Annotated in this window: 12 protein-coding genes; 3 read left to right on the forward strand and 9 right to left on the reverse strand. The window is 43.8% G+C overall.

Annotated features, from left to right (window positions below; translation table 11 throughout):
• Positions 1–16: 16 nt before the first annotated feature.
• Complete coding sequence (locus BACHE_RS07520; protein WP_013547097.1) at positions 17–1,378, forward strand: MutS-related protein; 1,362 nt, start codon at positions 17–19, stop codon at positions 1,376–1,378.
• On the opposite strand, the gene BACHE_RS07525 is transcribed toward BACHE_RS07520, so the two are convergent.
• The 9 genes from BACHE_RS07525 to BACHE_RS07565 all read right to left on the reverse strand — a co-directional run bounded on the left by BACHE_RS07525 (position 1,304) and on the right by BACHE_RS07565 (position 9,627).
• Positions 1,304–2,506 (reverse strand): membrane protein, encoded by a 1,203-nt coding sequence (locus BACHE_RS07525; RefSeq protein ID WP_013547098.1) that lies wholly within the window; start codon positions 2,504–2,506, stop codon positions 1,304–1,306. The genes BACHE_RS07520 and BACHE_RS07525 overlap by 75 nt on opposite strands.
• Before the next feature lie 9 nt (positions 2,507–2,515).
• Positions 2,516–3,160: an ATP-binding cassette domain-containing protein gene (locus tag BACHE_RS07530; protein ID WP_013547099.1), complete on the reverse strand. Its 645-nt coding sequence runs from the start codon at positions 3,158–3,160 to the stop codon at positions 2,516–2,518.
• A 30-nt stretch (positions 3,161–3,190) separates the two neighbouring features.
• Complete coding sequence (locus BACHE_RS07535) at positions 3,191–4,288, reverse strand: DUF4836 family protein (RefSeq protein ID WP_013547100.1); 1,098 nt, start codon at positions 4,286–4,288, stop codon at positions 3,191–3,193.
• Between the two features lie 9 nt (positions 4,289–4,297).
• Complete coding sequence (locus BACHE_RS07540; RefSeq protein ID WP_013547101.1) at positions 4,298–4,996, reverse strand: 16S rRNA (uracil(1498)-N(3))-methyltransferase; 699 nt, start codon at positions 4,994–4,996, stop codon at positions 4,298–4,300.
• 5 nt (positions 4,997–5,001) lie between these two features.
• Positions 5,002–5,580 carry a bifunctional nuclease family protein gene (locus tag BACHE_RS07545; protein WP_013547102.1) on the reverse strand — a complete coding sequence of 193 codons (579 nt, stop codon included), beginning with the start codon at positions 5,578–5,580 and terminating at the stop codon, positions 5,002–5,004.
• Between the two features lie 52 nt (positions 5,581–5,632).
• Positions 5,633–6,895 (reverse strand): MFS transporter, encoded by a 1,263-nt coding sequence (locus tag BACHE_RS07550; protein ID WP_013547103.1) that lies wholly within the window; start codon positions 6,893–6,895, stop codon positions 5,633–5,635.
• A 289-nt stretch (positions 6,896–7,184) separates the two neighbouring features.
• Entirely contained in the window at positions 7,185–8,366 is a 1,182-nt protein-coding gene (locus tag BACHE_RS07555; protein WP_013547104.1) for a class I SAM-dependent rRNA methyltransferase, read from the reverse strand.
• Positions 8,367–8,405: 39 nt separating this feature from the next.
• Positions 8,406–9,068: a 3'-5' exonuclease gene (locus tag BACHE_RS07560; protein WP_013547105.1), complete on the reverse strand. Its 663-nt coding sequence runs from the start codon at positions 9,066–9,068 to the stop codon at positions 8,406–8,408.
• Positions 9,069–9,078: 10 nt separating this feature from the next.
• The gene (locus BACHE_RS07565; RefSeq protein ID WP_013547106.1) at positions 9,079–9,627 is read right to left on the reverse strand and encodes a DUF5063 domain-containing protein; all 549 of its coding nucleotides are present in this window, start codon (positions 9,625–9,627) and stop codon (positions 9,079–9,081) included.
• Between the two features lie 206 nt (positions 9,628–9,833).
• Between BACHE_RS07565 and BACHE_RS07570 the strand changes: the two genes are divergently transcribed.
• Together BACHE_RS07570 and lolA1 are read left to right on the forward strand one after the other, a co-directional pair.
• Positions 9,834–12,308, forward strand: a complete 2,475-nt coding sequence (locus BACHE_RS07570) for an FtsK/SpoIIIE family DNA translocase (RefSeq protein ID WP_013547108.1) — start codon at positions 9,834–9,836, stop codon at positions 12,306–12,308.
• Positions 12,309–12,328: 20 nt separating this feature from the next.
• On the forward strand, positions 12,329–12,961 hold the full coding sequence (lolA1, locus tag BACHE_RS07575) for an outer membrane lipoprotein periplasmic chaperone LolA1 (protein ID WP_013547109.1): 633 nt from the start codon (positions 12,329–12,331) through the stop codon (positions 12,959–12,961).
• Positions 12,962–12,978 lie beyond the last annotated feature (17 nt).

Genomic DNA, 12,978 nt, shown 5'->3' on the forward strand with positions numbered 1-12,978 from the left:
AAAATGAATGTTACTTATGAATTACGTTGCTACAGACAAGCAGACCATGATAGATCTCAATATACAGGATGGGGTATATGGAGAACGAGTTCTTGGTTCGATCTATCAGAACACGGACACGAAAAAAGGAAAACGACTGATGATGCATTGGATTGCCAATCCTTTGAGTGATATTGAACTGATTTGCAAAAGGCAGGAGGCCATAGCTTGGGGACATTTGCCGGAACTTCCTTTGAATGAGGAAGAATTGGATTTTCTGGAATATTATTTGGACTATCGGGAACGGTTATCACCTAAAGGTGCATTTCTGTCTTTTATTAATAAAGTGGATCGTATATTTAAACCGGAATCGTCACGGTATGTTATTACGCGGGGTGTTGCATTGGTAGTGAAGCTATTTGTGCGACTCTATGATTTCCGAATACATTTGCCGGAAAATTCACCGGTTTTGATAAAAGAATTTGCCGGGATGGTAGGAGCTTCTTTGAGCTGCTCTGACTTGAAAAAGGTGCTTGAAGAACATGCTGATGGAAAGGCAATGTCTGATTATACAATAGATCGTTATGATTATTTGTTTCGCCAGGAGAGGCTTGACATTATCAGGGGCTTATTGGATATTGTTTATCAGTGGGATGTACTCCGTACAGCTCATTGGCTGGCCGTCGAACGCAATTATTGCTGTCGCCCCATAATGACAAAGGAGATGAGATTGTCTGTTTCGGGTTTTCTGCACCCTTTCCTGCAAGAAGGACAGAAAAACGATTGGAGTATGTCAAAGGGGAATGTGGCTATATTTACAGGTTCTAATATGGCAGGTAAATCCACTACTTTGAAGGCTTTGGCTTCGATAATATGGCTTGCTCATTGTGGTCTGCCTGTTCCGGTTGAATCTATGATATGCCCGGTTTATGAGGGATTATATACTTCAATTAATCTTCCGGATTCTTTGCGGGATGGGCGGAGCCATTTTCTTGCAGAGGTTTTGAGGATAAAGGAAGTGTTGTTGCAGGCTCGGTCGGGAAAGCGCTGCTTGGTTGTTTTGGATGAAATGTTCCGGGGCACGAATGCCCAGGATGCTTTTGAAGCTTCTGTTGCCGTTAATGGTTTGCTGATTAAATATACATCCTGTCATTTTCTTATTTCAACGCATATTGTAGAGTATGCAAGATATTTTGAACAAAACCCTTCCTGCAGCTTTTTTTATATGGAGTCCAGGATTGCGGGTGATCATTTTATCTGTTCACACCGATTGAGGACTGGCATTTCCGAGAGCAGGGTAGGGTATTGGTTGGTTAAGAAAGAGTTAGGATGCTCTCCAGATGTTTATGATTTTTCGGCGAATTGTAATGATATTCAGCAAAGAAACCGTCAGGAATAAGATGCAGCCTGTCAGGATGCAAGGCAATGGAAATCCCGCTTCCAACTGCGGAAACAGGTTCCGTATCATTTCCATATAATAGCTGCGAATCCAGCATATACCGCCGATGGAAAGTAATAGCACCAGTATGTTCAGACCTGCCGTGAGTATGCAATAAGGAAGTGCCACCCTTGCCGGGCTATATCCTATCAACAAAAGATTTTCCAGCTTTACGGTGTTTTTCTGTAGCAACAGGAAGATGCTCAACATCAGTATATAGAATGACAGAATACTGATAAACATTCCTACACCTATGACGATGCCGGTGATGAGGCGCAGGAAATAAGTCGTTTTTCCGGCATCCAGATTATCCCCTTCGGTTTCATAATTGTTCGTTCGGAAGTAGTTGGCAATGGCTGCATCGGTGGGATTATTTACTTCCACGATGAGGCGTGAGGGATGTGCCTCTTTGCCTTGGGCAAAAGTTTCATTGGCTACGTCCATGAAGGATTGCGGGACAAGGATGGTGTTCAGTCGGTTGGAGAATCCTACAATATTGCCTTTGTATTGCTCCACACGATCGTTGCCTCGTATCATGATGTCCATCTGTATCAGACTCATCAATCCTTCTGACAGTTTGGGGAGGCTCCTGCTTTGTGCGAATCCAAAGTTGTAGAGGTTCAGATAGTTGCGGGGGATGATGATGGGAATGGTATGAGTGTTTTCATCAAAATGCCATTTATCCAGATTTACATCTACATATTCATCGGGTACAGACTCGAAGAACATTTCCGTAGATAGCTGAATTCCTGCCTCTTGCATACCCAGCCCGGCAGAAACCTTGAACATGGAAGGGGTAAAGACGCCTACTCCTTTGGTGAAAGGTTGCGCTTCCAACTCTTTGATTTCATCTTTGGTGAAGTTGTTGCTTTTTCCTGTGAAACTGCCGAGGGTACTGATTTTCTTGGTGGCGATGATGTAGTCTTTTTTTATGAAACTGTCTCCTTGGGTGAAAATGGGAAGTACGTCACGATAAAATTGTATGCTCAACAGTACGATTATCATGCCAAAGAGGTTGGCAAGGAAAAAACCGGTCAGTTGTCCGATGCTGATATGCCGGCGAAGAAGTTTCCAAACAAGTCTGTTCATTTTATAGAGTTATAATTTATAGCTGAAATCATATTCCAATGGCAAATGCTTTCCGATAGAAGTCACTACGATTCCTGCCCCTTGGCATGTGGCTTCTTCCATAAGGATGTGGCTCATGATGGCTCCGTTCTCATCGTCCAGATGGCTGACGGGTTCGTCCAGAAAGATAAAGTCGAAAGGCTGGCAAAGGGCACGGATGAAGGCTACACGCTGCTGCTGCCCGAAAGAGAGTTTGGCTGCTTTTTCGTTCGCTTTGTCGGCAATGCCCAAATTGTCAAAGAACGTAAGAATTTCTTTTTTCTTTTTGTAATTGGTGATCTGATTCTTTAGCTGTACGTTTTCAAAAGCGGTAAGTTCTGGAAAAATGCGAAGTTCTTGAAAAAGAATGCTGAGAGAATGCTTGCGGATCTCTACCCATTCATCCATAGAGAATGAACGGATGTTCTTTTCGTCAAAATTGATGATACCCTGATAATCGCAGCGATAACCATAAATATAACTGCAAAGAGATGATTTTCCTGTGCCGGAAGCAGCTTCTATCAGGTAGCATTTTCCTCTGCTGAATAATCTGTCTTGATGCCAAATATCTGAGGTGATGGTATCGCGGTCGGCAAACACCTGGGGCAGTGTTTGTTGTAAATGGATGCTATTCATAATGTGTTGTCAATCTTATTGGTCGTTGCATTAAAGCCCGATGAACTGCCTGGCGAAATCTACCAATTGTTTTAGGGAGTTCTGTCCCTTCTCTTTCAGAGTGACGGTGAAAGTCGTGCGGTTATTGTCTCCGCGCGCATTCAGTGTCTCTATCTTCATGATGAGTCCGTAAAGTGTATTGACTTCCGTATTATCGGGCTCAAACTCCATGATGGCATGCAGATTGGTCAATGTAAGCAGTTCGTTGCTGGTCAATTCTATATTGAAGGGCTTGCCTTGCATCATCTGCATCATGGCTTGCAGTAGTTCCTGATTGCTTTGGGGATGGAAAGGTTGGTTGCTTTCCTTTGTTTCTCCGTTGAATCCGGCACGTTGCAGGTTGGCGTATATTTTGCCGTTTTCAAATAAGACGGAACCTGTCAGGCGGGTATTCTGCGGCCAGTTCAGTACACCGCGCATGTCGAAGGGCAGCACTTCGGGAGTGGCCAGCAGGCGGATGTCACCTCTCTGCTTCATCATTGAGTCAAAGTGTTCATTGGTGTGGATGCTCTTGTCGGCAGGCTGCTTCATCAGCATGGCAATGGCGGCAGAGAGTTTCTTCAGTTGCGTTGTGCTTTGGGCATATATAGCGAGCAATGTGCCGTCGTTGAATGCTAACTGTATGCCTGCGTCCTTGATTTCGGTCGTACTGTATTTGTCAGCCTTTGTGGGAATGGTGCAAATATTTTCTTTTGCAAGCATGTCGATGAGTGATTCCAGCTTCTTTAGGTCATTCACCTTGAGGGCGGCTGTCATGCTGTGCAGTGAAGGAGCGTTGAATACATAGACCGGTGTTTCCCAATCAATGCCTGTTTCCGCGGGATTCTTCAGTAGCTTCTCTATTTGTGTGCCGAGGGTGGGAGTGCTGCCTTCGAGCAACAGGCCGAGGAATTTCTTTTGGAAGTCTTGGTTGCCGGCAGAATTCAGTCCCGCTTTTTCAACAATGGCTTTCATGTCAATGGCAGCCAGTCCCGTGGCATTGGCGGGGATGGCGTTGGTATATTCTGTCTTTTCAGTCTTGCTGCATGAGTATAGGTTCAGTATCAAGGTGAGGAAGACGATAAACGGGAATGATAATTTTCTTTTCATACGCTTATATTATTGGTTTTGCAGATTCAGGATATGGCATGCGACGAGTGCTGCTGTTTCGGTGCGCAGGCGTGATTTCCCCAGGCTGATCGGGATAAATCCGTTTTTCAATGCTTTCTTTACTTCTTCTTCACTGAAATCGCCTTCGGGACCGATAAGAACTAATGCATCCTCTCCTTTGCGGATCTGCTCTTTAAGCAAAAGTTTTTCGTCTTCATGGCAATGTGCAATGAACTTCTGTCCCTCGAAAGGCCGGGTGATGAAGTTATTGAAATCGGTCATTTCGTTCAGTTTCGGTAAACGTGCCTTGAGAGATTGCTTGATGGCTGAAATCAATATCTTGGAAATTCGCTCTGTCTTGATGACTTTACGTTCCGAGAAGCGGCAGTTCAGGAAAGTAAGCTCGTCGAAACCTATTTCGGTAGCTTTTTCGGCAAACCATTCTGTACGGTCCATATTCTTGGTGGGAGCCATAGCTATATGTAAATGTCCGTTCCATAACGGCTCTTGAGGAAGTGTCTCTATTATCTTAACGGAGCAGCGTTTACCGGTGGCGGTACTTATTTCGGCACGGTAAAAGTTGCCGTTTCCATCCGTCAGCATTACTTCATCTCCGGTTTGCAGGCGCAATACGCGTATGGCATGTGCCGCTTCTTCTTCAGGTAGTTCGGATCGGATTTCTATATCGGGGGTATAAAATACGTGCATGGAATTTATGGATTATTCTTTTGTTGATTAATTTGATCTCTCAAGAGGGCGGCGCGCTCGTAATTTTCTTCCTCAACGGCCTTTTGCAGAGCTTCTTTCAGTAGGTCTAATGTATCTTTCTTTAAGAGATTCTCCCGGCCGGTTTCTTTGTTTTCACTGTCAGAACTTTCTTCTGTCTTTATTCGTTCTGCTTCCAATATATCTTCGTAAATGAAGATCGGTGCATTCATTCGTAGTGCAAGTGCCACAGCGTCACTTGTCCGGGCATCAATGCGTAGAATAGTTTCATCTTCTTTCATGTATAAATAAGAATAGAAGACACCGTTATCCACTTTGTAAATGAGGACACGCATCAGTTTTACTCCTAATATTTCGAGCACAGAGGCAAACAGATTGTGCGTCAGCGGGCGGGGAGGAACAATCCCTTTCAGTTCGATGACCATTGCCTGTGCTTCGGAAGCACCAATGATGACAGGGAGCTGACGTTCTCCATCTACCTCACCCAACATCAGAGCGTAGGCGCCTGCCTGCGCCTGACTGTTGGAGATATTCAATACTTGCAGTTCTATTTTCTTTTTGTTCATAAGTTCAGGTTATAAGACGGCGGGATTATCATCCTGTTGTGCTGTCATTTCTTCATTCTTTTTCCGGCTGGTGCTTGTACTTGAATACAAATGCAAATACAACAGCTACAACCAGTGCATAGGCCGAGAATGTGTACCAGGCCGATTGCCATTGCAGAGTCTGGGGTGTTTTGCTGCTGAAATCAACGAAATGGTTTACTACGGCCTGTGCTCCCAAAGTGCCGATGGTAGCACCGAAGCCGTTTGTCATGATAACAAACAATCCTTGTGCGCTGGAACGGATCCTTTTGTCTGTCTCTCTGTCAACAAATAGTGAACCGGATATGTTGAAGAAGTCAAATGCGACTCCATAAACAATCATGGAGAGTACGAACATCCATACGCCACTGCCCGGATTACCTGCTCCGAACAGGCCAAACCGCAAGACCCATGCAAGCATTGCGATTAACATAACTTGCTTAATCCCGAAACGTTTCAAGAAGAATGGTATCAGTAGGATACACAAAGTTTCGGATATCTGGGATAAAGAAATAAGTATATTGGCATGTTGTACACCGAAGGTTTCGGCATATTCGGGGATGCTTCCGAAGCTGCTGATATACGGGTTGGCGAATCCGTTGGTAATCTGTAAAGAAACACCCAGCAGCATGGAGAAGATAAAGAAAATGGCCATCTTCTTTTGTTTGAACAGTGTGAAAGCGCGCAATCCTAATGCCTCTATCACCGATTTTGCCTGTCCTCCCTTGCTGATGGGACAGTGTGGCAATGTCAGCGCATAGCCTCCGTAAATAATACCGATAATGGCACAGGCAAAAAATTGTCCGTAGTTATTCTGCAATCCCAGTAGATCGACTATCCACATGGAGCAGATGAAGCCGATGGTTCCGAAAATACGGATGGGCGGAAAGGTCTTGATGGTATCCAGACCGGCCTTATCCAAAGCAGTGTATGCTACCGAGTTGGACAGGGCTAAAGTGGGCATATAAAATGCGACACTTAATGAATAGAATGTGAACAATGTGCCGAAATTCACATCTGTACCTTTGATCATACCGTAGTACCCGGCAATAGCCATAAATAAGGCTGAAGTGAAGTGGCTGAAGCTTAACAGTTTTTGTGCAGGTATCCAACGGTCGGCAATAATGCCGAGGATGGCGGGCATGAATAATGATACGATACCTTGCATGGCATAGAACATACCGATGTGGGCGGCAAGACCTACGTTCACCAGATAACTGCCCATGGATGTGAGATATGCTCCCCACACGGCAAACTGGAGGAAGTTCATGATGATTAAGCGAACTTTTATACTCATAATTCTTTTTCTATTATGTGTTTTTCTTATATATACATTGGCGCAAATGTAGGGATTTTCTTGAAAAGGGCGATGAATAGAGAGGAAAAAAGCATATTCGGAAGTATATAAAAAAAAGAAGGGTATCTATCCCAGACACCCAATCTTTATTAACCTTAAATCTAATACCATGAAAAACACAGTGCAAAGATATAGAGTTTATGTTATACAACATGGTATTTCTCTGTATTTCTTCTTTTTATTAACTCTATTTAAGAAATTTGCGAGATGAATACATAAAACAACAGATTTATTCTACGTAGAGCACCAATCCTTTCAGATATTCCCCTTCGGGATGATAGATATTAACCGGATGGTCGGCAGGCTGTGTCAGTTGATGCAGGATGCGGACATTACGCCCTGACATGGCAGCGGCAGTAAATACGGCGGTACGGAAATTTTCTTTGCTGACGGCTTGCGAACATGAGAAAGTGAACAGGAGGCCGCCTGGCTTGATTTTTTCGAAAGCTTTCACATTCAGTTTCCGGTAACCCTGTAAAGCGTTTCGCAAAGCATCGCGATGTTTGGCGAATGCAGGCGGGTCGAGTATGATGAGGTCGTATTGGTCACCCATACGATCTAAGTATTTGAAAGCATCTTCTGCATAGGCGGCATGACGGTTGTCGCCGGGAAAATTGAGCTCGATGTTTTTGTTTGTCAAGTCTATGGCTTTGGCGGAACTATCTACGGAATGTACCAACTTGGCATCACCGCGCATGGCATAAACGGAAAAACCTCCGGTATAGCAAAACATGTTCAGTACACTGTGTCCTTTGGCATAACGTTCGAGTAGGGAACGGTTCTCCCGTTGGTCCACAAAGAAGCCGGTCTTTTGCCCTTTCAGCCAGTCAATGTGGAACTTCAGACCGTATTCTATGGCAACATTGTCTGTACCTCCACCTTTCAGAAAGCCGTTTTCGGGATATAAATCTGCTTTGAATGGAAGGGTTGTTTCCGATTTATAATAGATGTTGTCTATTTTGTTGCCCATTACTTCGGCAAGTGCTTCGGCGATAGCCATGCGGTCGAGATGCATACCGGCAGAATGTGCTTGCATGACGGCAGTGCGGGCATAGATGTCGATTACAAGTCCGGGAAGATTGTCACCCTCTCCGTGTACCAGACGGTAGGTATTGTTGACCGGATTTTCGGCAACACCGATGCTGCGGCGCATATCGTAGGCGATGGCCAGTTTACGTTTCCAGAAATCGGCATTGATGTCTTCATTCTGGCAGAAGGTCAATACACGCACGGCAATACTACCAATCTGGAAGTGCCCTTTGGCTATGAAGTCCTTCTTGGAGGTGTAGATTTCAACCACTTCCCCTTCTTCGGGCTCGCCGTCAAAATGTGCGATTGCACCGGAAAATACCCACGGGTGGAAACGTTTTAAAGACTCTTCCTTACCAGATTTGAGATATACTTTATACATAGTTATATATGTTGTTTTATGAAATGCGACAGGCAATTTTCACTTTTCTGTAACAGTCGCCGTTTTATCTATTTGTTCTTCTTGCTCTTTTCCTTCTTCCGGGGCTATTTCAAAATCACCGGTACGCTTCAGTTCTTGCAATCGGTTGTATATATTGAGGCATGCCCAGGCATCAGTTGCTGCATATTGTTTCTGAGATTCGCTCAACATATCGGCTTCCCAGTTGGAAAGACGTTGGCTTTTCGAGATTTTCTCTCCGAACAGGATGCCGTATATTTTTTGTAGACTTTTGTCTTGGATGCCAAAGGCACGGACATATTCTTGCAATTCAATGCAGGCGTGTTGTTCAAAAGGGGCACGTTTATGAAGCATCATAAAGTCGTCCCGCAAGGAAAGGCCTACTTTGGTTACATTAGGATTTTCCAACAGTGTGATGACGGGGAGAGTTAGTCCGGTAAGGTTTAGGCGAAACAGAAAACAATGTTCCTCTGAAGATACTTGAAGCAAGGCCACTTTGTGTGATTGCCCTTTGGTGAATGAGGGGCGAGTCTCGCTGTCAATGCCAAGCAAGGTACAGCTTTTCAGGTAGGCTACTGCCTTTTCCGCTTCCCAAGGTGTTTGTACAACATGTATTTGTCCGGGGAAAGTCGCTTTGGGCAAGTCTTTCAGTATTTCTTTCTCTATGGTTCTTTTGATAATCATAACTTGATGTTTATTCGCCTTCTTCTTCCGCATTGTCATCGGCTCCTTGCGCATATCTTACATCGTGCAGGGCACGTAGGGTGTTGACAAGTTTCTGCCCCCAATAAAGACGGAAATTTCCTTGGCAAATAGCAAGAGAATCGTTCATCGTTTCATTCAGTCCTAATTGGAAGACAAAGATGAAATCCTTGATATCCTGGTATATATCCGCTAAATCTTCTGAAATATATCTTGTAATGGGCTGGTCACTGTACTTCATGTCAGATACAAATACGTCCAGATAGTCATCTTGTTCGGCAAGGACACCTGCAAGGTTCATACGGAGAATTTCATAAGTTTCTTCTGTTACGTAAGTTTCGGGAGCTTCTTCGCCTATTGCCTCGCATTCCGGCAACATGGACGTTTTGAGATAAAGCAGTGGAAGTATTTTTAAAGATGTATCGACAAAGACGGAACGTTTCATGCCTTCTGCCTGTTCCAGAAATTTGCAGAATTCGGCAGCTACGGTAACGAACTCCACCACGTTACGGTCGAATATCACTTGGCTTTCTTTTTTCATAATCCTTTTTTGATTTGAAACGCAAAGATAGTGTAAACCAAAAGCACAAGCAAATTTATTTGCATTTTGCTGAGATACGGTCTGCTTTTGCAGAACAAAAGTATGAAAAAGGTTTGGAAAGCACGGCTGCTTTTGTTTGAAGACATATTTCCTTGCGTTAGTTTTTTTATTACTTTTGCACCAATCTAATCAAAGGAGATTTATACATGGCAAAGAAGAATACCATCAAAGATAGAGAACTGTCGCCTTCATTTTTCGGAAAAGTGGCAGCTATATTCAAAAATGAAACCATCCATTTTGTGATCGGCTTGGTACTTGTTATCTTTTCTGTTTATCTGTTACTCGCCTTTTCATCATTCTTCTTTACGGGAGCAGCAGATCAGAGCATTATTGACAGTGGCAACGCTCAAGAGCTGGCTTCTACCAATAATGGAGTGAAGAATTATGCCGGTTCCCGTGGTGCGCAGTTGGCAAGCTATCTGATAAACGATTGTTTTGGGGTGTCTTCTTTCTTTATACTCGTATTCCTCGCTGTATCGGGATTGAAGTTGATGAAAGTACGTGTGGTACGTTTATGGAAGTGGTTTATAGGTTGCTCGCTTTTGCTCGTCTGGTTCTCTGTGTTTTTCGGCTTTGTGTTTGTTGATCAATATAAAGACTCTTTCCTCTATTTGGGAGGTATGCATGGATATAATGCCGGTAATTGGCTGGTGTCACAGGTCGGTGTACCCGGAGTATGGATGATTTTATTGATTACTGCCGTCTGTTTTCTTATTTACCTGAGTGCGCGTACCGTGGTGTGGCTGAGAGATTTATTTACTCTTAAATTCTTGAAACGTAAGGAAAAGGCCGAAAAGGAGAAAGGAGAGACTCCCGAAGAATTTACTGATTCATGGACTGCTGCGGGTAAGGCCTCTGTACAGCAGAAGGTGGAACAAGACAAGAATATGCTTGCCGAATCCAGCGATGAAGACAATCTCGTACATGAAATAACTCTTGACCTGGGCGGTACAGACAAAGAAAAAAAAGTCAGGCAAGAGGATGAGGTTACAATGACTATTGAAACTCCTGTGCCGGATCCTCTGCCTTCTTTCCGGACACAGCCAGAAGCGAAAGAACCGGACTTTGAAGTTGAAACAAACGTAGATGAAGAATATCAGGGTGTTGAAAAGGAGCCTTATAATCCACGTCTTGATCTGGAGAATTATCATTATCCTACGGTAGATTTGATGAAGCATTACGATGACAATGGCCCGACTATTGATATGGAGGAGCAGAATGCAAACAAGGATAAGATTATTAATACCCTGCGCAGTTTTGGTATCGAAATCAGTACGATCAAAGCCACTGTGGGACCTACGGTGACGCTATACGAAATAACTCCTGAACAGGGAGTGCGTATTTCCAAAATTCGAGGATTGGAGGATGATATTGCTTTGAGTCTTTCTGCTTTGGGCATTCGTATTATTGCCCCTATTCCCGGCAAGGGAACTATCGGTATCGAAGTGCCGAATTCCAATCCTAAGATAGTGTCCGGTCAGAGTATTATTGGTAGTAAGAAATTTCAGGAATCTACTTATGATTTACCTGTCGCTTTGGGAAAGACCATTACTAATGAGGTGTTTATGGTAGATTTGTGCAAGATGCCGCATGTGCTTGTTGCCGGTGCTACTGGTCAAGGTAAGTCTGTGGGGCTGAATGCGATTATTACCTCCTTATTATATAAGAAGCATCCAGCGGAATTGAAATTCGTATTGGTGGATCCGAAGAAGGTGGAGTTTAGTATTTATTCCGTGATAGAACATCATTTTCTTGCCAAATTGCCTGATGGGGGAGAGCCGATCATTACGGACGTTACCAAAGTAGTGCAAACCCTGAATTCTATTTGTGTGGAAATGGATACGCGTTATGATTTGCTGAAAGCTGCCCATGTACGTAACATCAAGGAATATAATGAGAAGTTTGTGAATCGTCGTTTGAATCCGGAGAAGGGGCATAAGTTTATGCCGTATATCGTGGTGGTTATTGATGAGTTTGGTGATTTGATAATGACTGCCGGTAAAGATGTTGAGTTGCCTATTGCCCGTATTGCCCAGTTGGCACGTGCTGTGGGTATTCATATGATTATCGCTACGCAACGGCCTACTACCAATATTATTACAGGTACGATAAAGGCAAACTTCCCTGCCCGCATTGCTTTCCGTGTATCGGCGATGGTAGATTCTCGGACTATTCTCGATCGTCCGGGAGCTAATCAACTGATTGGTCGTGGTGATATGTTATTCTTGCAGGGAGCTGATCCGGTTCGCGTGCAGTGCGCTTTTATCGATACGCCGGAAGTTGCGGAAATAACCAAATATATTGCCCGGCAGCCGGGATATCCTACAGCCTTCTATCTGCCTGAATATGTAGATGAAAACGCGGGAGGTGACTTGGGAGATGTGGATATGGGACGTCTGGATCCTTTATTTGAGGATGCCGCCCGTTTGGTAGTTATCCATCAGCAAGGTTCCACATCACTTATACAACGTAAATTTGCAATAGGTTATAATCGTGCGGGACGCATCATGGATCAGTTGGAGAAAGCCGGAATTGTGGGGCCGGCACAGGGAAGCAAGCCGCGTGAGGTATTCTGTGTGGACGAAAATGATTTGGAAATGCGTCTGAACAATTTGAATTAATCTTTTTAATACGATGTAGTATGTTGAAATTTGATAGAATTTTATTGTGTGTCTTGTTGCTGTCCTTGTCTTTGCCGGTATTGGCGCAGAAACCGGAAGCCAAAGATATATTGGAACGTACCACACGTAAGTTCCGTGAAGCGGGAGGAATAAAGGCCGTTTTTACGGTTCGTACTTCCGGGGGGGCTACTACCGGTACTATTCGCCTGAAGGGAGATAAATTTCTTTTGGAAACTGACGGAGTGACTACTTGGTTTGACGGACATACGCAGTGGAGCTATCTTTCTTCCGGCAAAGAGGTAAATATATCTGAACCTACTCCCGAAGAATTGCAAAATATCAATCCTTATGCCTTTTTATCTCTTGATGAGCAGGGATATAAACTGAAATTAGGGAAAATAGATAATGTTCAGGATAATTCTCTCTATAAGATGGTGTTTACTGCCACAGGACGAAAACAGGATTTGCAATGCATTATTCTATATGTAACAAAAGATTCACTTTATCCTGTGCGTGTCAGTATGGCGAGACGGGGAGGTGAAGCCATAGTTATAATCATCAATTCTTATCAGACGGGATTGGCTTATCCGGATGGCCTTTTTGTGTTTGATAAGAAGGATTACCCGGCAGCGGAAATTATTGATTTGAGATAAATTTATAAAATCATTGA

This window comes from Bacteroides helcogenes P 36-108 (genome assembly GCF_000186225.1).
Lineage (GTDB): Bacteria > Bacteroidota > Bacteroidia > Bacteroidales > Bacteroidaceae > Bacteroides > Bacteroides helcogenes.

What these genes read in the sequence shown, in the direction of transcription:
- BACHE_RS07520 (WP_013547097.1), top strand. Translation starts at nt 17, where the DNA reads ATGAATTACGTTGCTACAGACAAGCAGACCATGATAGATCTCAATATA.
- BACHE_RS07525 (WP_013547098.1), bottom strand. Translation starts at nt 2,506, where the DNA reads ATGAACAGACTTGTTTGGAAACTTCTTCGCCGGCATATCAGCATCGGA.
- BACHE_RS07530 (WP_013547099.1), bottom strand. Translation starts at nt 3,160, where the DNA reads ATGAATAGCATCCATTTACAACAAACACTGCCCCAGGTGTTTGCCGAC.
- BACHE_RS07535 (WP_013547100.1), bottom strand. Translation starts at nt 4,288, where the DNA reads ATGAAAAGAAAATTATCATTCCCGTTTATCGTCTTCCTCACCTTGATA.
- BACHE_RS07540 (WP_013547101.1), bottom strand. Translation starts at nt 4,996, where the DNA reads ATGCACGTATTTTATACCCCCGATATAGAAATCCGATCCGAACTACCT.
- BACHE_RS07545 (WP_013547102.1), bottom strand. Translation starts at nt 5,580, where the DNA reads ATGAACAAAAAGAAAATAGAACTGCAAGTATTGAATATCTCCAACAGT.
- BACHE_RS07550 (WP_013547103.1), bottom strand. Translation starts at nt 6,895, where the DNA reads ATGAGTATAAAAGTTCGCTTAATCATCATGAACTTCCTCCAGTTTGCC.
- BACHE_RS07555 (WP_013547104.1), bottom strand. Translation starts at nt 8,366, where the DNA reads ATGTATAAAGTATATCTCAAATCTGGTAAGGAAGAGTCTTTAAAACGT.
- BACHE_RS07560 (WP_013547105.1), bottom strand. Translation starts at nt 9,068, where the DNA reads ATGATTATCAAAAGAACCATAGAGAAAGAAATACTGAAAGACTTGCCC.
- BACHE_RS07565 (WP_013547106.1), bottom strand. Translation starts at nt 9,627, where the DNA reads ATGAAAAAAGAAAGCCAAGTGATATTCGACCGTAACGTGGTGGAGTTC.
- BACHE_RS07570 (WP_013547108.1), top strand. Translation starts at nt 9,834, where the DNA reads ATGGCAAAGAAGAATACCATCAAAGATAGAGAACTGTCGCCTTCATTT.
- lolA1 (WP_013547109.1), top strand. Translation starts at nt 12,329, where the DNA reads ATGTTGAAATTTGATAGAATTTTATTGTGTGTCTTGTTGCTGTCCTTG.